Below are 22,017 nucleotides of genomic sequence, written 5' to 3'. Positions count from 1 at the left end.
ATGCGAGTGCTCCTTACCGGCCACCAGGGATACCTGGGCTCGGTCATGGTTCCGGTATTGCAGACGCGCGGGCACGACGTCGTGGGTCTCGATTCCGGACTCTTCGCCGGATGCGTACTCGGTCCTGCACCCGCCGACCCTCCCTCTTTCCGGGTAGACCTGCGGGACGTGACAGAGCAGCATCTGTGCGGCTTCGATGCCGTAATTCACCTCGCTGCCCTGTCGAACGACCCGCTGGGGTCTCTCGCGCCGGACATCACGTACGAAATCAACCATCGCGCGTCCGTCCGGCTGGCTCGCCTGGCGAAGCAAGCCGGTGTGCGGCGATTTTTGTATGCCTCGACATGCTCCGTATACGGTTCGGCCGGTAACGAGTTGGTGACGGAGTCCGCACCACTGCGTCCACTCACGCCATACGCCGAGAGCAAGGTGCGCGTCGAGGAAGACGTAGCCGAACTCGCCGACTCCGGGTTCTCTCCGGTTTTCCTGCGCAACGCGACCGCCTTCGGATTCTCCCCCCGGCTCCGCGCCGACATCGTCCTCAACAACCTGGTCGGTATCGCGATGCTGACGGGCACAGTGCGAGTCTCGTCGGACGGCACGCCGTGGCGCCCGCTGGTACATGCCCAGGACATCGCCACCGCGTTCGCGTGTGCACTCACCGCGCCGGTCGATCGGATCCACTGCGCCGCCTATAACGTCGGGACCGAGACCAACAATGTGACGGTGGCACAGATCGCCGAGGCCGCCGCCGCGGCGGTCCCCGGCTCACAAGTGCTGATTACGGGAGAGACCGGCGCGGACCCGCGGTCCTACCGCGTCGACTTCTCGGCCATCCGCACGGCATTCGAAGACTTCGTGCCGCGATGGAGCATCGTCGACGGAGCGGCCGAATTGTACGACCGGTGTACCCGCTGGGGCCTCACGGACGTGCTCTTCACGCAGCGCTTCACCCGACTCGCCCATCTTCAGCAACTCGAGCGCGCCGGTGAACTCGATGAGTCCCTGCGGTTCCAGCGAGTTGGGGCCGGCCATGAATGACGCGAACTCCCAGAAACCATCACAACCGTTCGAGCAAGGCCGTCCAACTCCCCGCCGCGGCGTCGCGGTCACTGATCAGCGAGACCGGAAGCGGCCACGTTATCGCAAGAGACGGGTCGTCGTGGGCCACCGCGATGTCAGCCGTCGGATCGTGCTCACGATCGATTCGATAGCACACATCCGCGACCTCGGTGAGTGCCTGGAATCCGTGCAGGAATCCGGGCGGGACATAAAGATGCGCGAAGTCCACGTCGTCGAGTCGGAATGCCTCCTTCTGCCCGAACGTCGGCGACCCCCTGCGGATATCGACCAGGACGTCGTAAATTGCGCCATGAGCACACCGGACAAGTTTCGCCTCACCGGGATTTGCGCGTCCATGCATGCCCCGCACCACGCCGCGCCACGACCGGGACTGCGAATCCTGCAGGAAATCAGCGGCCAGAATTCCGGTCTCGCTCATATGTTCATCGAACTGGCCGGCCTCGAACGTACGCGTGAAGAGACCTCTGTCGTCGCGATAGGGCACGGGCCGGAATACCCGGACATCCGTCAATTCGGTGGTTTCAACATGCACGCTGCAATTCTTGCGCACAAGGGCCGGGTCGGTCACCGATTCCATCGCACCGAGGTTCCGACATGATGGCCTGTCGGGGCTGTGGGGTTGCCGTGTTCGATCGGGTACTCGATCTCGGTTCGATGCCCGCGGCCGACTTCTTCCCTCCTGTCGGTAGTCCGATCACCGCGGCCGAATCGGCGCACCGCCTGACAATGGCGTTGTGTCGAGAGTGCGGCCTTGCTCAGCTCGTCGACGACGACACCGTTCCGGAGGAGCCACGTGGCGTCGAACCAGAGGCTTTGAGAACGCAAGCATGCACAGCTGTCCGTGCCGTCGCCGATGCCGGATACCTCACGGGCGACACCGTCACCGAGTTCGGCAGCCCACACGGCGGAACATGGTTACCACTGCTCACCTCGCGGGGGTTCCGTGTCGCGACAGACCGCCGGACAGCCTCTGTGGTGATCGATTGCTTCGGGATGATGCACGAACCCGACCAGCGGGTGGCCTTGTCGGCGCGGGCAGCGGCACTCGACCCAGACGGCACCCTGCTCATCCAATTTCATTCTCTCACTACGATTGTGAAGCATCAGCAGTGGACGGCACTCCGGCACGGTCATTTCGCATACTATTCCTTGACCTCACTGCGCCGGTTACTGACCGACGAAGGACTACACCTCACACACGCCTGGGTCTTCGACCTCTATGGCGGCACGGTCTTGGCCGCCGCACGCCGTTCGCCGTGCGCACCCCCGACACCCCGTGTTCATCGCATACTCGCCGATGAGCGCATGATCGGAGTCACGAACCCCGTCACCGTGCAATCCTTGCAACTCGCCGCGGACACGAATGCGACAGCCTTTCGCGACTGGCTGACAGCGATGTCACAGCGGCATTGTCGAGTGTTTGCCTATGGCGCCGCATCTCGGGCCGTACCACTGTTCGCCCACGCGGGCGTCGACCGAGGCCTTGTCGCGGCCGTAGCCGACGCATCCACCGCCAAACAAGGGCGGCGAATGCCCGGCACCGATGTGCCGATCATTTCGCCTGAGCAACTACTTCGCGCTCAGCCGGACAAGGTTGCGCTCACGCTGCCGGATCTACTTCCCGAAGTGTCGCAGCGCTATCCGGAACTCTCCGGACGGTGGGTCCTGCCATCTGAGACGCAACGCGTCCCGGCTCCAGCGCTCGTCGGACCTCGGAGTCGGGAGCACCCGGCGCCGAGACACCCTGATACATACGCGGGCACGCAGATGGCCCGAGACGGCCTGCTCGATTCGCGTTCAACCGCCAGCAACCGAGATGAAGTACAGCCATGACCACCAGCACCCGTCGGATATTGCGAATCGGACCCTTGTATCCACGACCTACCCTGACGCGCGCGGTCCGCCACTCCGCAGACATCGTTCCGGATTCGCTGCCGGCTCCCAGCCGACCCTTGTCGAGCAAGCGTGCACGAACCTACCTGTTACCGATCGCGACCGACTTCATCGTGCTGTCGATCGTCTGTTCAGTGACACGGATCGATCGTCCCGCGCAGTTCGCAGCGATAATTGTGGCGATCCTGGCGCTCACAGGTGCGTACCACCCCCACCTGACGCTCTCAGTACTCGACACCCTGCCCCGACTTGCACTCGCAAGCACACTGGCAGCAATGGGCACGGCAGTGATCTTGACCCCGAACGGCACATTGGTGGGCGCCGTCAAGCTGGCAGCAGTAACCCTCTTTGCCCTCGTACTGTCCCGCAACGCCACCAACGCGGTCGAACGCTACTTCAGACGGAGGCTCCGCGGTGGTCGTCGAACGGTGATCATCGGTGGAGGACCTGTCGCGAAGATACTGGCGAACAGTATGGTCGCTGAGCCGTCATGTGGACTGCAGTTGATCGGACTTCTCGACGACTCCCTACTCGCCGAGACCGCGCACAATGGGAACGTACCGATCACCCCACTGCGAGGGAACCTGTGTGAGTACCTTACGACCCACCACATCGACACGGCGGTACTCGCCTTTCCCCACGCCGTCGACGGCGCGATCATCCACGCGTTGCGTGAATGCGACCGCATCGACTGCGAAATATTCGCAGTTCCCCGACTGTGGGAGCTCACGGCGGTCACCGGCGACATGGAACACATCGGTGCCGTCCCACTGAAGAAGTTTCGGCGAGCGGCACACCGATCGTTCCTGTGGCGGGTGAAGTTATGGATGGGCCGAGTCCTCAGCGCGGCGATGCTTGTAGCGTTGGCCCCGACACTTCTCGCGATCGCCGTCGCGGTGTATTTTTCGGACCGATCGGCACCGGTGTTGTTCAGACAGAAGCGAGTCGGCTTGGACGACCGGATATTCGAACTTCTCAAGTTCCGAACAATGAACCCGGCAAGCGACCACGAATCCGCTACCCACTGGTGCATTGCACATGACGCCAGGATCGGGCGCCTCGGTCGGATCCTACGAGCGACCTCGCTCGACGAATTGCCGCAACTGTGGAATGTAATTCGGGGAGACATGACACTCGTCGGTCCGAGGCCTGAACGTCCCCACTTCGTCGACAAGTTCCGGGCCACGGTTCCCAATTATGCAGCGCGCCACCGCGTACCGACGGGAATAACGGGATGGGCCGCAGTCAACGGCCTACGCGGCGACACGTCGATCGGGAATCGCACCCGCTTCGACAACTACTACATCGAGAATTGGAGCATGTGGTTCGATGTCAAGGTACTACTCCTGACGGCAGTGGCGGTGATCAAACTCGGAGGAAAGTAGCCAGCGACAGATGTGCAATGGCGAAATTCCGCCGGAAAGTGGGCACACAGTACGGCACCCATGGCTACGGCACCCAGGGCGACTCAGCAGTCGACTTGCAACCGAGTCCTTCGCGCCACAACGGTGCGGGATCGCACGGCGAGCCGCTGAACCGCCGCTCTCATCAGCCGCATATCACCAGCAAGAACATCTGCAGGACAGACGAACTCGGGATAGTCACGAGCAATTCGGTGATGGAAGCGAAGCATATCCGACAACTTGCTGACCGTCGATGTCCGACTGCACATGTTGAACGTGGAGTCCCGCCACGCAGCCACGAGCTCGGACATCCCGAAGAACATCCCGAAGGCTGTCACTCGCGCGAACAGATCAACGTCCATGGGGAAAACGAGATCACCGCGGAATCCGCCCACACGATCAAAATGCTCTCGCCTGAACATCGCGGCCGCTGTCGGTCCGAAGTCGGCCGGCCCTCGTCGGACAATTGTCCTCATCAGAGTGCGCGGAGTATGGAGCCCCTCCAAGCCGGGAATCCCCAATCGCGACTCACGCAGCGCCCCACCCTCGTCGATCACGTCGAACTTGGCGGAGCTGAGAGCTATTGCCGGATCGTCCATTACACGAATTTGCATTTCGAGCGATCCGGGCATCAGGACATCGTCCGCACAGACGACCTTCACCAATCGGCCGGTCGAGAATCCCACTACCCTGTTCCAGTTGGCGCCGATCGGCAGAACTACGTCGTTGCAAAAGACTCGCACCCGTGGGTCGCTGAACGAGCGCGCAATAGATTGTGTGGCGTCTTCGCTCGCATTGTCGAGAATTACCAGATCGATTTCGACGTCCTGGTCGAGGACCGATCGCACCGTCTCTTCGAGAGTGCTGGCGGCGTTGTATGCCGGAACGCAGACGGAAACCGTGGCAGCAGCCATCGCTATTCTCCACCAAACCCTCGACGCGAGCGACAATCATGATCTCGTTGTGCACCAATGCTTCCTGGTGACAGGACTGCCTTCGATTCTATCACGCGGAGCGGCTCGAGACATCGGGCCGAACGAGCATTGCGAAAGTCCGGCAACGACATCGCGCGTCCGTGCACAGCAATGTAGAGTTTAGTAATCCGGTACCGAATGGACCGGCGTGACAGCGCAATAGCAACGACAGCCGGCGCGACATGAACTTTACGGTGGGTAGTCCACAACTCGACAACACTCGGTCTCTGCGGCTCCATATGACGGGGGCGGAGTGGTTCACGTCGGGACATGGTGGATTGAACCGATACTTCACCGACCTGTATTCCACACTGAATGAACGCCCGGGCGTCGATGTTTCCGCTGCAGCGTTCGGTAAGCCCGAACAGGGCGGGCATTCGTGGGGCCCGGTCGGTGCATCGACACTGCGCCGCGCATATACCGCTTTTCGCGACACCAGCGCTCTACCGCCGGACGCGGTCATCGACCGCCATTTCTGCCTATATGGGCGCTCGGCGATCGGCGCGCATGGCAAACATCCCCTCGTTGTCCACTTTCACGGGCCCTGGGCAGCCGAAAGTCGCATCGTTGGGGCCAGTGAGATCACTGCGCGGTCGAAGTACTGGATCGAACGGCTCCGCTACGCCGGCGCAGACCGCTTCGTCGTGCTGTCCAAGCACTTCCGGAATCTGCTCGTCGAGTGCTATCGGGTTCCGGAACGCAAGATCAGGGTTATTCCTCCTGGTGTCGATCTCGCCCGCTTTCGCCCATCGGACTCTCCCTCGGCGTCATGCACCATCCTCTGTGTTCGACGCCTCGAGCGGAGGATGGGTATCCATGTTCTGCTCCGGTCGTGGCGAGCCGTCATCGCTGCCCATCCCGACGCCCGCCTGGTGATAGTCGGTACAGGTACCGAAGAATCGGCCCTCCGAGGACAAGCTGCCGAGGCTGGCTACCTGGACTCGATCACATTCGAGGGAACTGCCACCGACGGACGACTGGCTCAGTTGTACGGGCAGGCGGCTCTGACCGTCGTGCCATCCGTTGCGTTGGAAGGGTTCGGGCTCATTGCGCTGGAATCCCTGGCCGCCGGGCGCGCCCCGATCGTGACCGAGTGCGGCGGATTACCTGACTCCGTGCAGGAACTCGACCCTTCCTTGATCGTTCCCCCCGGCGACGCCGATGCGCTCGGAGAGCGCATCGTCCGGGCTCTGGACGGACACATGCCCGGTCCCGGGCAGTGTCGCACTCACGCCGAATCGTTCTCCTGGGACGCCGCCTCGCAGCAACACATCTCGATGTACGAGGAACTGGTCTCATGACCAAGGCCCTGTTCATCACACACACAGCCGCACCCTCTGGTGCCGAGTTGGCGACACTTCGATTGGCAATCGCTCTTCGCGACAACGGATCAGGCGACACGGGGCGACGCGTCGATGTCTCGGTGGCCTGTGCTCAGGGCGGGCCAGTCGTCGATCGCATGCGCGAGGCCGGTCTGGAAACCATCATTTTGCCAAACACTTTCGACAGCCGCGCCGTGACCGTCCGAAGCAGGAGCTTGCGCCGACTGATCCTGGGATTCTTCGGACTCGCCAAGATCGGATGGTCGGCCGGTGCGACCGCGAGGGCGACAGGGGCGACAGTTCTCGTCGCAGAAAGTACCAAGGCATTGGTCATCGGCGCAGTCGCTGCGCGACGCGCCGGGATCCCACTTGTATGGCAGGTGCACGACCGGATATCCGCCGAATACTTCGGGGGTCTCCTCGCCAGCGTAGTTCGCGGGCTCGGCTGGGTGTTCAGCCGAGGCTACATCGCCAACAGCAGATCGACGATGAGTACGCTGTTCGCCTGGCACAGGGCAACGCTCGTCGCCTACCCCGGCGTCGAACCGAGCAGGCTTCCCGATCACGTGAGCCAACGTCGCCCATCCGAAACTGTTGTCGTCGCCGTTGGGCGCTTGACGCCCTGGAAAGGGCAGGACGTTTTCCTGCGCGCGCTGGCCGATACGACTGTTCGACCTCAGTGCGTCTATCTCGTCGGAGGGACATTCTTCGGCGAGGAAGCTTTTCGTGAAAGCCTGGAGCGTCTCGGACACGAACTCGACCTTCCAGTGATCTTTACGGGACACGTCGACCACCCTGACGCCTACATGCGGCATGCAGACATTCTGGTGCACTGTTCCGTCATCCCGGAACCGTTCGGTCAGGTCGTTGTGGAGGGGATGAACGCGGGCTGCGCGGTAATCGCCTCGGGCCCAGGCGGCCCGACCGAGATCGTCGAGTCGGGGATCAACGGGTTACTCGTCGACGGCGGTGATCAGGAGCAACTGACAGCGGCGCTGAATACATTGATCGGCGATCGTGAGCTTCGTCGACGTCTTTCGGCAGCGGGCCGACGACGCGCAACTTATTTCGATATTGCCGAGTCCGCTCGCGATATAGCGTCATTTCTCGACACCGTGTCTGCCACGCCGGAACGTAAGCGAGCAGCGCATGGCTGACGACCGACGAGAAAACCACATCGTCACTGTCGTGCGTGACATCGCTTTCGTGAGCTTCGGGAAGTACGGCCAGTATGTGATCACGGTGGTAACGCTTCCGTTGATAGCGCGAGTTCTCGGAACCGAAGGACTCGGGCTTCTCGCGATCGGAATGTCTTCCTACTTCATCGGATCCCTGCTCGTCGATCTCGGGATCACCCAGTTTCTCGCCGCGATGGTCCACAGCGCAGACATCAATCAGCTCCGCGGAAACTATCTCGTAATCCGTGCGGCAATTCTCGGGACCATAGGTGCCGCCTTACTCGCCAGCCTCGTCTACGGCGTCGATATCCACCTTCACATGATTCTGCTCGGGTTGTTCGCCGGCGGCTTCTGGTCCATCTCCGAAGACTGGGTTCTCATAGGGCAAGGCCGATTCGGAGCGTCGATGGCATATCAGGGCGTCGGCCGAATCGCGTACCTCGCACTCCTGATGTCGTTGCTCCCGCGCCTGCCCCATCCCTCTGTCGCCATCCTCTGCTTACTCGTGTCGTCCACACTGACCGTCGCACTGACCTGGAGGGACTCTCTCAAGAAGTTCGGCCGCCCATGTCGTCCACGCGAGGTGACGACAATTCTCCGAATGGGAGCACCCGTCCTCACCTCACGTCTGCTCGTAGCAAGCTACGGGCAGGGCGCTGTTGCGGTGTACTCCTCGGTGCTCGACGCGGTGTCCATCGGCCTGTATTCTGCCGGAGATCGGCTGGTGCGAGCCATACAGTCCTTGCTCGATCCAATAGGCTTTGCGCTACTGCCACGCATGGCCCGCCACAGCACCGACGATCAGTTCTGGCGACGCGCAACCCAGGCGCTTATCGTATGTCTTTGCGCGGCCGGAGTTGCGACGGTCGCGGTATGGATTGCGGCGCCGGCCCTGATCAACCTCGTCTTCGGAAGCGATTTTTCCGAGGCCATTCCGCTCCTGCGAGTCGAGGTGCTCATACTGCCCGCGACCGCCTTGACGTCATTTGTCACCACCGCGGTCCTACCCGTCAAGCAGGACACGAGCGGCGTCTTGATCGGCGCAACCATCGGAACCTTCGTCGCAGCCGCGTCACTACTCGTCGCTGCACTGACACAATCGGTGTGGGCCCTCGTCTACGGCACATTGTGCTGCGAGTTCTCCGTGGCGCTGTGGTACGTCGTCCGGATGCGGCGACTCGCCGGTCGCGAGCGAAAAGAACGCAATGCCGGCGGCACCGCCACAGAGGTCGCGCTGGTTCACAAGGAGAATCGGCTATGAAGATCCTGTATGTCGGCGACGACTGGGTCGGAAGCAACGCTCGATCGCTCGCCAACGGGTTCCGGCAGGCGGGACACGACGTTGTCGTCGTCGACTCGACGTCGGTGTCACTTCCTCCGCGGATGTCACCCCCGTGGATCTACGCGAAGGCCACTCACCGGCGGGCGCGCTGGAGTATCGAAGCCGTTCAATCGCGCATCGATGCCATCGCTGCCGAATTCAAACCCGACATGGTGTTCGGATTCAAGGCCGTCTTCCTCGACCAACGGCGTCTCCTCGACGTCCCGGCGCAGTTCCATGTTCACTACAGCCCCGACGACACCTCCAACCCCTACAACACATCGCCCGGCTACCTGGAACTGGAGAGCGAATGGGACCTCGTCGTCACGACCAAGCGCCACAACGTCCCTGAGCTACTCGAACGTGGTGCGCGCGCCGTCAAGTTCGTGCTCAGCGCATATGACCCTGCGTGGCACCACCTCTCGGCACGACGAGACTCCCGACGATACGTCGTCGGCTTCATCGGAGCCTGCCGTCCCGACCGTCGCGATCGCTTGATCTCACTGGCACGAAAGTACGGCAAGAATTTGCTCGTTCGCGGGCCCGGCTGGTGCCGTGTGCCCGAGTTGCGGGTCACCAGTGCCGAAGTCGCGGGTCCGGTGTACGGAGAGCATTTCGCCTCGGAAATCGCGTCCGTGACGGCGAACCTCGTTCTGCTCAACTCCGACAACCGGGACACACATACCTGCAGAACTTTTGAAGTGCCCGCGTCCGGCGGACTCTTCGTGGGCGAGAGGACGAGCGAACATGCGGAACTTCTGGAGGAGGGCACGGAATGTCTCCTGTTTTCGAACGAGAACGAGTTGGACGAGATCCTGGAATGGTGCGTGATGAGTCCCGGGCAGGCAGAGAAGATTGCAGAGTCGGGTTTCCGGCGGATCGTGGAGGGTAGGCACAGATATGTGGATCGTGCCCGAGAGATCGTCGATGAAATCTGCTGACCATCGAGTATCGGAACGCGAATTATGAGCAACCCCGACTTCGAGATACTGCTCGTCATAGGCGCACTGGCGACAATAGTCGTCGCCGCTGCGTACGTTCACGGTATCGCACGCGTCTTCCTCGTCGCGCAGGCGGCGTACTGGAGCCTGTCCTACGTTGCGCGTCCGATGGTCCTCCTATGGGTGCGACCTCAACCACGGTTCGGTGACAGCATCGCCGATCCACGACTGGTCACAATCGGCTACGACCACGGGATCGCGATGGTGCTGCGGCCCGTTGCGTTCGGCCTGTGGGTGTACGCGATCGTCGTTGTGGCCTACGCGGTCTGGAGCCGGCATCGCGCAGGACGTGACCGTGCCGCAAGGAATTCCGTGCGATCCGCCGACGACGGGAATCTGATTCCCACACTGTGGACCATCTACGCAATCGGTGTTCTCGGGCGAGTTGTATCGTACGCAGCAGGTTCCACCGCCTCCGCGGGCCAAACACAAAGCCCGAACCCGCTACTCAGCTTCGTGACGCTGATGGCGGTAATCGGTGCCCTGGGGTTGATCGTCTTCTACCGACCGGCCAATCGCAGAGTTGCTCTCGCGGTGATCGGTGCGCTGACCGTCATGGAGTTGATGTGGACCGTCGCAATCGAATCGAAGACACCGATCATGGGCGCCGCGCTCGCGATTGCGGTGCGCTTCGCTCTCACCGGATGGTCCAGGGTCAAGGTCGCCGCGATCGCGGCGATCTCGGTTCTGGGAATAGCCGCGTTCGGCTGGTTGCAGGCCATCAAGGCTTCCGCTCTCGCGCGAGCACAGTCCGAGATGCTTGATGCGAACTATCCCGTAGCCATGCAGCCATTCCTCAGCATCCTGCGCAGATTCGATCTCCTCGAGGCTGCGACGGACAGCTACTACCTCGGCGGACGGCCTTGGCTCACCTTGTCGGACGTCGCACACCATGCGCTCATCAGCATGGTGCCGGAACAGCTCCTCGGGACCGCGAAGTTCCAGTCCGGGACCGCGTGGGCAATCGAAGTTCGCGGGTCGTCTGTCGACATGACCAGGGTGTCCGTCTCACTGGCAGAGGGAAACATCAACGAGGGTTTCGTAGTCGGCGGGTATCCCGGAGTCGTCCTCGGCGTGGTCTTCACCTTCGTACTGGTGCTGGCGGGTGTACGTGCGCTGCATTCACGGCACATCATTCCGATCTCTATGGGTCTCATGCTGATCGAGGTACCCGTCTTCTTCGAGCGAGGAATTCTGGGCAGCATGGAACTCATCGGAAAGTCACTTCAGGTGGCCATTCTGGTCTGGATTGTCTATCTGCTCGTCGGAGAGTACCGAAGGCGCACTGAAGCCTCGTCGAAACGGAAGCCGCAGAAACCGCCACACGCACTCGTCGACGCGGCGGGGTCGAAAGATTGGACTGGCCTGCCGATCTCGCCGATCGCCCGGCCCGCGCAGTCGGCGATCACCCCGCCCTCCACGGTCGGTCCACCGAGAACGCGCGAAGCTCCCGTCTCCTTCGAGCGGGGAATTCTGGGCAGAATCGACCTCCTCGGAAAGTCACTTCAGGTGGCCATTCTCGTCTGGATTGTCTACCTGCTCGCCGGAGAATACCGAAGGCGCACTGAAGCGTCGTCGAAACAGAACCCGCAAGAGCCGCCACACACACTCGTCGACGCGGCGGGGTCGAAAGGTTGAAGGACATGCGATTGATCGATTATTTGCACATAGCTCGCCGCCGCTGGATTCTCATCTCGGCGATCACAATTCTCTGTGTGGCGGGCGCCGTCGGCTACAGCTCCATGCAACCGACCACATATCAATCGACCAGCCGACTGTATGTGACGATGGCAACCGGAACGTCGGTGAACGACGTCTACCAGGGTGGTCTAGCCGCCCAGCAGCGAGTGACGTCATACGTAAACCTCGCCGCGAGTTCCAACGTCGCTCAACGCGTCGTCGACCAACTCGGGTTGCCGATGTCTGCCGGCGAGCTGCAGGGCAAGATCTCGGCCTCATTCCCCCCGGCCACCGCGCTGCTGGACGTCACGGTCACCGATTCGACGGCCGAGGGTGCCGTCATGTTGACCGACGCCGTGGTAGCTCAGTTTCGAAGACTGGTAGACGAATTGGAGACCATCCAGACCGACGCGGCTCCTGCTGCAAGAGTTTCGGTCGTCGATCCGGCCACAGATCCCGTCGCGATCAATGGACCCAACTCGCGGCGGCTGCTCGGTATCGGCCTGCTCGCCGGATTGGCGCTCGGTTGTCTGGCGGCGCTTGTGAAGGACCGCATGGACCGCACGATCCGGACATCGCATGAGCTCGGTGAAATTCTGCCGATCCCCGTTCTCGCCATTCTCGATGTCGGGGAACCCGGTGCCATCGGGGAGGCTCGGCGACTGCGCACTCGATTGATCCAGGCGGGTGGTGGCGACAGCGGGATGACAGTGTTGCTCACAAGTCTCTCGGCACGTTCACAACCGGATGTCTCGGTCATGCTCGCGAAGGCATTCGCAGACAGCGGTCGGCGGGTCGTGTTGATCGATGCCGATACCACGGGAGGTGGCATCTCCAACCATCTTCCCGTGTCCGACTCGGGCCTCGCAGACCTCCTGCGCACGACTTCGTCCCCCGTCGACGAGTTGTCTACATGCGCTGACTCCGGGATCAGCGTGCTGGCCATCGGATCTGTCGACGATCGAACCAGTGATCTGCTCGCATCCGAGCGCCTCACCCAGATCGTATCCGCACTCCGTTTCGACTTCGACTACGTCGTCATCGACGCCGCCCCGGTCGGATCTGCCGCCGACGCATTGACGCTCTCCGGGCGTTGCGACGGCACAGTCGCTGTCGTCGAAATGGGAAGATCCACGTCGCCGCAGGTACTCGGCGCACTGGCGACGTTCGATCAAGGTGGATCCCGGCTGATCGGAGCCGTAGCAATATCGAAGAAGCACGCCAACTGGCTCCGCAAGATCTTCCGCCGGCAGAACAGCGGACCAATCCGAACATGGAACACCGGCACGGAACCGCAGAAGGAGGAACCCGCGATCGTCCTCGATGCAACGGCAGACACACTCGAGGCGGACCGGTGACAGACGATGTCCTGAATCGGCGGCGGTTGCTGGCTCGTTCACTGGGTGTCGCTGCAGCACTACCACTGGCGGCTGCCGCGTGTACGTCATCAGCCGAGGAACCGACTGTCGAGTTCACCTCGCCACACGTCTCCGATGTCCCCTCCGCGCGCAACGTCCGGGATTTCGGGGCTGTCGGCGATGGCAAGGCCGACGACACGACGGCGATCGCCACCGCTTGTGCGGTCGGCGAGGGCCCCCTGGTTCTCTACCTGCCCGCCGGTGCTTACCGCGTCACTGCATGGCCTGACCTGCCCGACTACGCCGCTGTCATCGGGGACGGCAGCGACGTCACGACCATCGGTTACGCCGGGGACGGACCATTGATCACACTTCGAGGAAAGCATCGGGTGAGTTTCAAGCGCCTGGGGATCTACGTGACCGGCGCAACCGGCGCGGCGGTGTCCCTGTCCGAATGCTTCAGATGCTCGTTCGATTCCGTCGTATTCCGCGGCGGACACGTCAGTAGCAACTATCCCGAGTTTGCACAGCAGCGAGGGGTCATACTCGACCAGAACACGGGTGGCACTGCGTTCATCAATTGCGATGTCAACAACTTCGGAATCGGGCTCACGACCAGATGCATTCAGAACTACGTCACCTCCTCGAAGTTTACGAGCAATTACGTCGGAGTCCTGGGGACGGGAAATGATCATAGTGCCGGGCTGTCAATGGTCAACGTCGAATTCGTATCCGACACCGATCCGAACACTACGGACAAGCACGTGTTGATCGACGGAGCGGCAAACGATTGGTGGTTGACAAATGTATGGTTCGAGGGCGCCGACATCGCCCTGTCGATCGGGAATCGCGATCGTGGTGGGCCTGCACAGTTCGGCCTGGTCAACTGCAAGGTCGCAGCACGCTCGGTGTGTATGGACATGGTGTATTGCCGACAGCCCTACCTTGCCAACGTCCAGTTCGATTCGGATATCCAGCGCCCGGCAATCGAAGTCCGCGTCGATCCCGAGGGGTGTCCGGACGGCACCGCTGTCAATCTGCTCTCCAGCACAACTTCCGACATCGATCCGAAATCGTTTCCTGAAGGGTGGAGCGTGACTGGTCGCGGGCAGGTAAGTGGAGTTACCTTCGTAGGAACCGTGATTACTCGCGCAGGCATTGACAGTGCTGACCTCCTGCAGGCGCAATCCCCCGATGGTGAAGTACTTTCCGCGGTTCTGCCGACCGGAGAGTGGCTCGTCGACCGAGCCGACAGTGGAGTCGTGCTGAAGGATTCGGCCGACAACTACTGGAGACTGACGGTCTCGACCGATGGCAGCGTGAAGACCGCCCCGCTCGGTAGGCGCCGACCGACTGGCTAGGCATGCGCCGCTCGCCTCGCGACCCCGAATCACGGTCGGGCCGACAACCTGAATGTGCGCATTCTCCAAAGGCACCGGCCCTGTTCAAGCGTGCACTCTGGATGATCATCATCCTCTTCACCACTGCTGCCGCGATTACGGCGGCGGGCTGGCCTGTCTACGTACGTCCGCAGATCGACCCGTTGAGAACAGCGGATGCCATTGTGGTTCTCGGTGGGACTCCGTACGAGCGTTTCGACATCGGCGTCGAATTGGCCGAGCGCGGATACGCACCACAACTCGTCATCTCGAACTCCGTCGGGAGTGGCGACAGGACGATGGACAAGTACTGCCATAGCCACTTCGACTTCGTGGTGAGTTGCTTCGAGCCCGATCCGTGGACGACAAAGGGAGAAGCCCAGGAGATTGGGCGCCGCGCCGCCCAGCAAGGGTGGCATCACATCATCGTCGTGACATTCACGCCCCACATCTCTCGGGCGAGGTACATCGTCGAAAAGTGCTTCGACGGCGAAGTGACAATGGTCGCAAGCCCTACCCCGTCCGGGCTGCCCTTCTGGGCAGGAATGTACATCCGCCAATCCGCCGGATACCTCAATGCCTTCACCGATCGAGGGTGTTGAAATACCAATCACGGTGTAACTCGGTCACAATGCCAGCACGCCATCGACAACTTGCTGCATTCTGCGCCGAAAGATGCTACGAGAAAACAGCTCGGCGTGTTGACGGATTGCAGCCGCGTCATAGATCGAGCCGTCGAACGCGCGCATCGAGGTCACGAAACCAGCCACTATCTCTTCGTCGAGAACGCCGGAGACGAATTGGCCCGTAACATGCGGCACCACGCTGTCGACTGCACCACCTCTGCCGAGCGCAATCACCGGCGTTCCGCAGGCCATGGCCTCCACCGGGACTATTCCGAAATCTTCTACGCCAGGCATGAGTAGCGCACGAGTTCGGCGCAGCAGCTCTAACAGCTGCGCATGCGATACATGCCCCAGGAAGACAACCGTGGGACCCGCAATACTGCGGCAATACTCGAGGCTGCGGCCGTCCCCCGTAACCACGAGGGGCACCCCCGCGGCGTTCGCGGCGAGAATTGCCAGGTCGGGCCTCTTGTAGGGCACGAGGCGCCCTGCGACCAAGAAGAAATTATCGCGGCGGGTAGCGGGGTCAGGCGTGAATGCATCGGTGTCGACAGGCGGATGAACCACAACCGCATCGCGGCCCCACCACTGTTTGATGCGCTGCGCAACGGTCGTCGAATTCGCCACCAATTGATTCAACAACGGAGCCGCAGCAAGCTCGGCACGTCGCGCTGTCGACGCGAGCATCATCAATGCGGCAGCGCCCGCTCTCCCGCCTGCTTCACCCTCACGGAGTGATTTGTCCCATGCCCAGCGGGCCGGGCTGTGCACATAGGCGATTGTGGCGGCGGAAGTCGCGAAAACGGCTTGGGTCGCAAATGCGTGATGACTGATGATCACCGCGGCAGCATTTCCGATATCCATTCGTCGGAAGGCATTCGGCATCAACGGCATCAGTGGCGCATAGGACCGCTCACCACCGAGTCGATACAACTGATTGAGCCAAGTGGTCTCCGGCGCCCTCCGCAGTCCCGAGGGGATCCCCGTCGGACGCGCGATCGGCACATGCACGCGCGCATCCGGCCATTGTGCTGACAATTGTTCGACAACATGCTCCGAACCGGCGACTTCGGTAAATCGCTCATGAACGAGCGCGACGCGGGGAGAGGTCATCGAGAATCCCGTCGGGCGTTGCCTGCGGCGGAGGGAGTCACGCTACACACCTTCCTTTCGGATCTGCGCGGGCGACCCGTCGACCAACACCGCCGACAATACCAGCCCGGCTTCAGCGAAAGTCGCATTCCTGCAGGTCGCGACACCTATCCAGGTTCGCCTTCTCTGCCGTCCCCCATGTTTTCGGGACCTCGGTTCGGGTAGGCTTACTCCAAGCTCTCCACCGTCGTCGTCTGGCGTGGCAGATCGACTGCTTCAGTCAGGCTTGCTGGCCAGAGGTGAAAGCATGAAGCCTCCACGATCATTGGTGGTCCTCGTCGCGGCTGGCAAGCTTTATTCGAGGCCCCTCAGGCATCGGATCGGATCGCACCGTGTACCCAGCGCTGGAATCCGGCTTGGCCCTGTGATGGCTGCCGAGCATCGCGTTGCTCTTCGCTCGCCCAGGCTTTCGGACGCCTCGGCGTGGCAAACCCTGCGGATACGGGATCAGCATCTGATCGAGCCGTTCTGGGTGTCGTCTTCGAAATCCTGGTCTCGGCGCCACACCGAGGGCGCCTGGATAGACGAACTTCTACACATGCGCAAGGAGGCCCGCGCAGGCCGCGCATTGCCGCTGGTAATAGAGGTTGAAGGCCGATTCGCCGGTCAGTTCAACGTCGAGCACATCGACTGTGGAGCGCAGAGCGCAGAGGTCGGCGTGTGGATCGATTCCACTCTCGCAGGACAGGGCATCGCGCTGGCAGCTGCGAACCTCCTCGCGCAGTATGTGTTCGACATACTCGGATTGCGCCGGGTCACTGCTCCGGTATGCGTCGACAACCAGCCTGCCACCCGGCTCGTACGACAGGTCGGGATGCAGCGAGAGGGCACGATGACGAGTTATCTCGACGTCGGCGGTCGACGCAAGGATCACGACCTGTGGGCAATCACGTCGACGATGTGGGCGGCCAAGTCGGCCCGGGATTCGAATTCGACCGCGTCGTGATGTCACCCTTGACAAGCTGCGCGGCACGGTCGAAAGCGGCTCTGCTCGCTTCGATCTGGCTTACCGCCCGACCCAGCAATCCAGCCCTCAGTTCCGGAGCGCGCGACCATGTGCTGCGCATCGCGCAGCGAAGTCGGTCGTCGACCTCTTCCCCGTCGAGCCTTACCAACTCGACTCCGGCTTCGAACATCGCGGCCAAGCCCTCGAACTTGTCGTTGTAATACCGTGAGGTCGACAGCCCGACAACAGGAATTCCTTGAGACAGGGCGAAGACCGCTACGTGGTAAGCACCCGTGACGATTATCCGGCATCGGGCGATCCGCCGCGAGAGTGATTGCGCACTGGCGAAACGACCTAGGGGCGGTACAACGGCGGGGAACCCGGTGAGGAGTGGCATCGTCGAGCGACGGTCTTCGGCGTCGTACTCGGACACGATCAGCGGAACCAGTCGAGCACCGGATTCGGCGGCCACGTCCCGAACGACGCGACCCAACACTTCCTGCACCTCGGCTCCGACCGGAGAGTAATCCGCAACTCTGAGACACACGCCGATGTCCGTGCCGAGGTCCCCGCGCCGAGTCGAGTAACCGAGTTCCACCGCGTCGTCACCGGTAACTACGACACGTTCGGCCGGAACACCGAGAGAATGCAATAGTTCAGGGCCCCGCCGTCCTTCGCGAAGCGCGATGAAATCGACCTGCGGAAGCACTCGAGCGGCCTGTTCCAGCAGCGCGGGATCGTGAATCGGGCCTATCCCCTGCCCGACCATCGCGGTAGGGATTCGATGATTCGTTGCATACTCGAGTAAATCGAGTGTGCGCTCGGTCTGGAACCGATCGATATCGGTAAGGTACCCACCGCCGATCGCGAGCACCAAAGATGCGCCGTCGATGGCATTCGGCAGCCGCCCACCGTCACGACTCAGTAGCAACCGTTCCGAATTCGTTGTCATCGCGCCGGACTCACCGTTCGTACCTTTACCCCCGCTCCCGCGAAGGACGACCCGACGTGCCCGCCGCACGAGAGACGCGGGTGCGGCCGCCGCGGCTTCCCACCCCTCGAGGAAGGGTCCCGCCGCCTCGGGACCGAAACGGCCGGCCAGCCCTCCCCAACCACGCCGTCTCGGCCAATCGCCGCCTTGCTGATACCGAATCGGCTCCGCGTTCGGCTCATAGGCCTTCAACAGCGACGATCTGCTGGTGAGGACACCGATTGTGGCGTTGGGCCATCGCTCTGCAATCCTGCGCACCGTGACGTTGAGAATCGCCAGGTCACCCTTGTTGTTCAGCCAGTACTCGCCGTTTTCCAGAAGAACACGGATGCTCGATCCGCCGGTCGGCGTTGCGCGGGACTCGCGATTCTCCATATCGGCCCCTTCGGACACTCATTCGCGAGAGGACGGCAGCGACCCCCGAGCGGGTAGCACACTATGTCAGCCCAGTCCGAAAGGGACAGGTAGAGGTCGATTCGACGATACCGCAACCCTTTCCTCCACACCACGGTCCGCTCCCCGACCTCGACATCCACATCCGGCGTGTCGTCGACCGGTTTCTCCCGTTCAGCACAACAGTCGACCGACCAGGTGACACAATTGCGTCGCGATGCATCTCCGAGCCATGGAGGTCGCCATGCCCCTCGAGGACGACGCGGTCAGTCGCTCCTTTTCTCGCTCGAACGAGCTGCAGGCACGGCTGAACAAACTTGTGCCGGGCGGAGCGCATACCTATGCGCGCGGTCCCGACCAGTACCCGGATTACATGGCGCCGGTACTTGTCGGCGGGAAGGGAGCCCGCGTATGGGATGTGGACGGGAACAGTTTCGTCGAATACGGCATGGGTCTCCGGTCCGTGACACTGGGACACGGGTACGCCCCCGTGGTCGACGCCGTGTGTGCGGCCATCTCCCGTGGTACGAACTTCAGCCGTCCGACGGAACTCGAATTGCACGCGGCCGAGGACTTTCTCCAACTCGTTCCCGGTGCAGACATGGTGAAGTTTGCCAAGAACGGGTCCGACGCCACCACTGCGGCGGTCCGCCTCGCCCGAGCTGTGACGGGACGCGAGCTGGTGGCGGTCTGCAATCAACCGTTCTTCTCCGTGGACGACTGGTTCATCGGCACAACCGCAATGAACAGCGGTGTTCCCTCCGATGTCGCCGCCAAGACACGCAGCTTCCGATTCAATGACCTCAATTCACTTGTCTCGGTGTTCGACGAGAATCCACACCGGGTGGCCTGTGTTGTCATGGAGGCAGCCACCGCTACAGCTGAGCCGACACCCGGATACCTCGACGCCGTTCGGTCGCTCTGCGACGAGCGCGGAGCCCTTCTCATCTTCGACGAGATGATCACAGGATTCCGATGGTCACAAGGCGGCGCACAAACGGAGTACGCGGTCACACCCGACTTGTCGTGCTGGGGTAAGGCGATGGGTAACGGCTTCCCGATTTCAGCCCTGGCGGGCAAACGCGAGTACATGGAGTTCGGCGGGCTGAACACGGACCACGACCGGGTCTTCCTCCTGTCCACGACCCACGGACCCGAGTGCGGAGCGCTCGCGGCTTTCCGCGCAGTCGTACACGCCTACGCCACCGAGGATCCGATTTCGCGCATGGAGCAGTCCGGCAGGCGCATCGCCGAAGGAGTCGGCGCAACCGCTGCAGATATGGGGATTGCGGATTACGTCCAGGTGATAGGCCGGCCTTCATGCCTGATTTTCGTCACGCGTGACCTGAACTATCAGCCATCACAGGAATTCCGGACGCTCTTCCTGCAAGAACTCTTGTCAGGTGGCGTTCTGTGCCAATCGTTTGTCACGTCTGCGGCGCACCGCTCGGCCGACGTCGACCTCACTCTGGAAGTGATCCATCGCGCTCTCGAAATCTACAGTAGGGCAATCGAATCCGGTGGCGTGGCCGGATTTCTCCGTGGCCGCCCCGTCGCCCCTGCTCTGCGCCGTTATGCGGCACCCCGCCGGACCGATACATCGGACTGATCGTGCAGCCGCAGGGATCGCTCAGCGCAGCAAGCGCCGCGAGGCGAACTGGCGGAAGTACACGAGCTTCGACGGCTCGACCAGTCCGGGAAGAATGAAGTACCAGACCCGTTCCATGCGACGCGGAAGATCGTCGAAGGCGCCGGTCGCGGTCGCGACCACGTGGGCACCGAGCAGCGACCCGAGCAGGAACGTGGACAGAGTTCCCGCGGAGACGTCGTCTTCCGTGAGGATGTCGCCCTCCTCGACCGCACGTGCGACGAGTCGCTCGAAGCCCTGCTGCCATGAGGCCACCACGTTGCCGTGCGTCCCCTGGTAGTCGCCGATCTCGTGCTGCAGTCGCAGCATGGCCGCGACGATCGGATCGGAACTCGCCGCCTCGATCGCCACGTAGGACAGGGCGACGAGCGCTTCCAGAGCCGGCGTCGGCCCGTCGCTGACGGACGTCATTCCGGCGGTCAGACGGATCTGCCCCTCGTCGATGACGCCGCGCGCCAGGTCGTCCTTGGAACTGAAGTGGAAGTACAACGCACCTTTGGTCACACCGGACTGCTCGATGATTTCGTTGAGACCCGCGTTGGCGTAACCGAGACGTAAGAATACGTCGGCCGCCGCCATGAGGACCGACGCCCGAGTTACCTCTGCTCGAACCTGTCTCGCCATCGACTGCCTCCCGAACAACCCCCCCGACGGGGCGCGCAAACTCCAGCGAACCCTAGCACTTGACAGGCGCAGCCCTAGTGAAGTTGAACCGCGAGTCGGGAAACGAGAACACGTTCACTGAGGTGTCGTACGGGGCCGATCGGTGCCCAGCTGCGGATCCGCCTCGAGATTGGTCAACCCGTTCCAGCACAGGTTGACGAGATGCGCGGCGACGACCTCCTTCGGCGGCGTCCGCTCGTCCAGCCACCACGTGGCGGTGGTGGACACCATCCCGACCAGCGCCTGCGCGTACAGCAGGGCCAGATCGGGATTGAAACCACGCCGCGAGAAGTCGCCGGCCAGGATGTGCCCGACCTGACCGATGGCCTCGTTCAGCAGGCTCGAGTACGTACCGTCCGGTGCCGCCACCGGAGAGTCGCGGACGAGGATGCGGAACCCGTCGGTGTGCTCCTCCACATAGGTGAGCAGCGCAAGCGCCACCCGCTCGACCCGGACCCGGGAGCGATTCTGCTTCAGCGAGGACGTCACCATCTCCAGCAGTCGCGACATCTCCCGATCCACGACGACGGCATAGAGGCCCTCCTTGCCGCCGAAGTGTTCGTAGACGACAGGCTTGGAGACGTGGGCCCGCTGTGCGATCTCCTCGATCGACGTCGCCTCGTACCCTCGCTCGGCAAACAGGGCACGGCCGATCTCGATCAACTGCTCCCGCCGTTGCGTACCGGTCATCCGGGTGCGGACCGCCCTCTCGGGGGTCGCGTCCAACTCCGTGGGTCGGGGCACCGAGGCACCTTCCTTTCCTGACACTCGCGACGACGAAGTGCCGCGGGCAGCGCGGAAACACTGCAGGTAGCACCCACTCTATCGGGACGATCGAGACAAATTTCCGCAGCGGTTCGACGGGCGGCGGGTCGGCATGCGAGGATTCTCTCGCGCAAACGGGCGCGACACCCCGTGTGCGTGGCAATCCGCCGTAGTGTAATGGCAGCACCTCTGATTTTGGTTCAGATAGTTCAGGTTCGAGTCCTGGCGGCGGAGCGGAGCC

19 protein-coding genes and 1 tRNA gene are annotated in these 22,017 nt (G+C 62.3%); 14 read left to right on the top strand and 6 right to left on the bottom strand.

Annotation, left to right across the window (positions count from 1 at the left end; genetic code table 11):
* Entirely contained in the window at positions 1 to 1,041 is a 1,041-nt protein-coding gene (locus RHA1_RS28040; protein WP_011597867.1) for an NAD-dependent epimerase/dehydratase family protein, read from the top strand.
* Between the two features lie 19 nt (positions 1,042 to 1,060).
* On the opposite strand, the gene RHA1_RS28035 is transcribed toward RHA1_RS28040, so the two are convergent.
* Positions 1,061 to 1,660, bottom strand: a complete 600-nt coding sequence (locus RHA1_RS28035) for a dTDP-4-dehydrorhamnose 3,5-epimerase family protein (protein ID WP_016883431.1) — start codon at positions 1,658 to 1,660, stop codon at positions 1,061 to 1,063.
* A gap of 17 nt (positions 1,661 to 1,677) precedes the next feature.
* On the opposite strand from RHA1_RS28035, the gene RHA1_RS46445 reads away from it, so the two are divergent.
* A complete protein-coding gene (locus tag RHA1_RS46445; protein ID WP_011597865.1) occupies positions 1,678 to 2,916 on the top strand; it encodes a methyltransferase domain-containing protein in 1,239 nt (412 codons plus the stop codon).
* Positions 2,913 to 4,361: a sugar transferase gene (locus RHA1_RS28025; RefSeq protein ID WP_011597864.1), complete on the top strand. Its 1,449-nt coding sequence runs from the start codon at positions 2,913 to 2,915 to the stop codon at positions 4,359 to 4,361. Before RHA1_RS46445 ends, RHA1_RS28025 begins: the two co-directional genes overlap by 4 nt.
* 83 nt (positions 4,362 to 4,444) lie before the next feature.
* On the opposite strand, the gene RHA1_RS28020 is transcribed toward RHA1_RS28025, so the two are convergent.
* Positions 4,445 to 5,293 carry a glycosyltransferase family 2 protein gene (locus tag RHA1_RS28020; RefSeq protein WP_011597863.1) on the bottom strand — a complete coding sequence of 283 codons (849 nt, stop codon included), beginning with the start codon at positions 5,291 to 5,293 and terminating at the stop codon, positions 4,445 to 4,447.
* Positions 5,294 to 5,592: 299 nt separating this feature from the next.
* Between RHA1_RS28020 and RHA1_RS28015 the strand changes: the two genes are divergently transcribed.
* The 8 genes from RHA1_RS28015 to RHA1_RS27980 are packed head-to-tail and all read left to right on the top strand — an operon-like array spanning position 5,593 to position 15,194.
* Positions 5,593 to 6,654 (top strand): glycosyltransferase family 4 protein, encoded by a 1,062-nt coding sequence (locus tag RHA1_RS28015; RefSeq protein ID WP_050787404.1) that lies wholly within the window; start codon positions 5,593 to 5,595, stop codon positions 6,652 to 6,654.
* The gene (locus RHA1_RS28010; protein ID WP_011597861.1) at positions 6,651 to 7,832 is read left to right on the top strand and encodes a glycosyltransferase family 4 protein; all 1,182 of its coding nucleotides are present in this window, start codon (positions 6,651 to 6,653) and stop codon (positions 7,830 to 7,832) included. The genes RHA1_RS28015 and RHA1_RS28010 overlap by 4 nt, the downstream gene beginning before the upstream one ends.
* A complete protein-coding gene (locus RHA1_RS28005; protein ID WP_009478980.1) occupies positions 7,825 to 9,114 on the top strand; it encodes a lipopolysaccharide biosynthesis protein in 1,290 nt (429 codons plus the stop codon). The genes RHA1_RS28010 and RHA1_RS28005 overlap by 8 nt, the downstream gene beginning before the upstream one ends.
* Positions 9,111 to 10,115, top strand: a complete 1,005-nt coding sequence (locus tag RHA1_RS28000; protein ID WP_011597860.1) for a CgeB family protein — start codon at positions 9,111 to 9,113, stop codon at positions 10,113 to 10,115. Before RHA1_RS28005 ends, RHA1_RS28000 begins: the two co-directional genes overlap by 4 nt.
* A 24-nt stretch (positions 10,116 to 10,139) precedes the next feature.
* Positions 10,140 to 11,813 carry a hypothetical protein gene (locus tag RHA1_RS27995; protein ID WP_011597859.1) on the top strand — a complete coding sequence of 558 codons (1,674 nt, stop codon included), beginning with the start codon at positions 10,140 to 10,142 and terminating at the stop codon, positions 11,811 to 11,813.
* A 5-nt stretch (positions 11,814 to 11,818) separates the two neighbouring features.
* Complete coding sequence (locus RHA1_RS27990; protein WP_011597858.1) at positions 11,819 to 13,213, top strand: tyrosine-protein kinase domain-containing protein; 1,395 nt, start codon at positions 11,819 to 11,821, stop codon at positions 13,211 to 13,213.
* Positions 13,210 to 14,574, top strand: coding sequence for a glycosyl hydrolase family 28-related protein (locus RHA1_RS27985; RefSeq protein WP_011597857.1), 1,365 nt, complete (start codon positions 13,210 to 13,212; stop codon positions 14,572 to 14,574). The genes RHA1_RS27990 and RHA1_RS27985 overlap by 4 nt, the downstream gene beginning before the upstream one ends.
* A gap of 2 nt (positions 14,575 to 14,576) precedes the next feature.
* On the top strand, positions 14,577 to 15,194 hold the full coding sequence (locus RHA1_RS27980; RefSeq protein ID WP_011597856.1) for a YdcF family protein: 618 nt from the start codon (positions 14,577 to 14,579) through the stop codon (positions 15,192 to 15,194).
* 24 nt (positions 15,195 to 15,218) lie between these two features.
* On the opposite strand, the gene RHA1_RS27975 is transcribed toward RHA1_RS27980, so the two are convergent.
* A complete protein-coding gene (locus RHA1_RS27975; protein WP_011597855.1) occupies positions 15,219 to 16,331 on the bottom strand; it encodes a glycosyltransferase in 1,113 nt (370 codons plus the stop codon).
* 286 nt (positions 16,332 to 16,617) lie between these two features.
* Here RHA1_RS27975 and RHA1_RS46440 point away from each other — a divergent pair, with 286 nt between their 5' ends.
* A complete protein-coding gene (locus tag RHA1_RS46440) occupies positions 16,618 to 17,316 on the top strand; it encodes a GNAT family N-acetyltransferase (protein ID WP_011597854.1) in 699 nt (232 codons plus the stop codon).
* On the opposite strand, the gene RHA1_RS27965 is transcribed toward RHA1_RS46440, so the two are convergent.
* On the bottom strand, positions 17,258 to 18,682 hold the full coding sequence (locus tag RHA1_RS27965; protein ID WP_011597853.1) for a polysaccharide pyruvyl transferase family protein: 1,425 nt from the start codon (positions 18,680 to 18,682) through the stop codon (positions 17,258 to 17,260). The genes RHA1_RS46440 and RHA1_RS27965 overlap by 59 nt on opposite strands.
* A gap of 250 nt (positions 18,683 to 18,932) precedes the next feature.
* On the opposite strand from RHA1_RS27965, the gene RHA1_RS27960 reads away from it, so the two are divergent.
* Positions 18,933 to 20,309 (top strand): glutamate-1-semialdehyde 2,1-aminomutase, encoded by a 1,377-nt coding sequence (locus tag RHA1_RS27960; protein ID WP_041812136.1) that lies wholly within the window; start codon positions 18,933 to 18,935, stop codon positions 20,307 to 20,309.
* Between the two features lie 21 nt (positions 20,310 to 20,330).
* Here the strand turns inward: RHA1_RS27960 and RHA1_RS27955 are convergent, their stop codons facing one another.
* Both RHA1_RS27955 and RHA1_RS27950 read right to left on the bottom strand, forming a co-directional pair.
* Positions 20,331 to 20,972, bottom strand: coding sequence for a ScbR family autoregulator-binding transcription factor (locus tag RHA1_RS27955; RefSeq protein ID WP_011597850.1), 642 nt, complete (start codon positions 20,970 to 20,972; stop codon positions 20,331 to 20,333).
* Positions 20,973 to 21,086: 114 nt separating this feature from the next.
* The gene (locus tag RHA1_RS27950) at positions 21,087 to 21,701 is read right to left on the bottom strand and encodes a TetR/AcrR family transcriptional regulator (protein WP_206031502.1); all 615 of its coding nucleotides are present in this window, start codon (positions 21,699 to 21,701) and stop codon (positions 21,087 to 21,089) included.
* 238 nt (positions 21,702 to 21,939) lie between these two features.
* Here RHA1_RS27950 and RHA1_RS27945 point away from each other — a divergent pair.
* Positions 21,940 to 22,010 (top strand) — tRNA-Gln (locus RHA1_RS27945).
* The last annotated feature ends 7 nt before the right edge of the window (positions 22,011 to 22,017 follow it).

The sequence above is a fragment of the Rhodococcus jostii RHA1 genome, assembly GCF_000014565.1.
Taxonomy (GTDB): Bacteria; Actinomycetota; Actinomycetes; order Mycobacteriales; family Mycobacteriaceae; genus Rhodococcus_F; species Rhodococcus_F jostii_A.
Note: the sequence above shows the minus strand (reverse complement) of the source record. Positions and strands in the feature narration are given on the sequence as shown.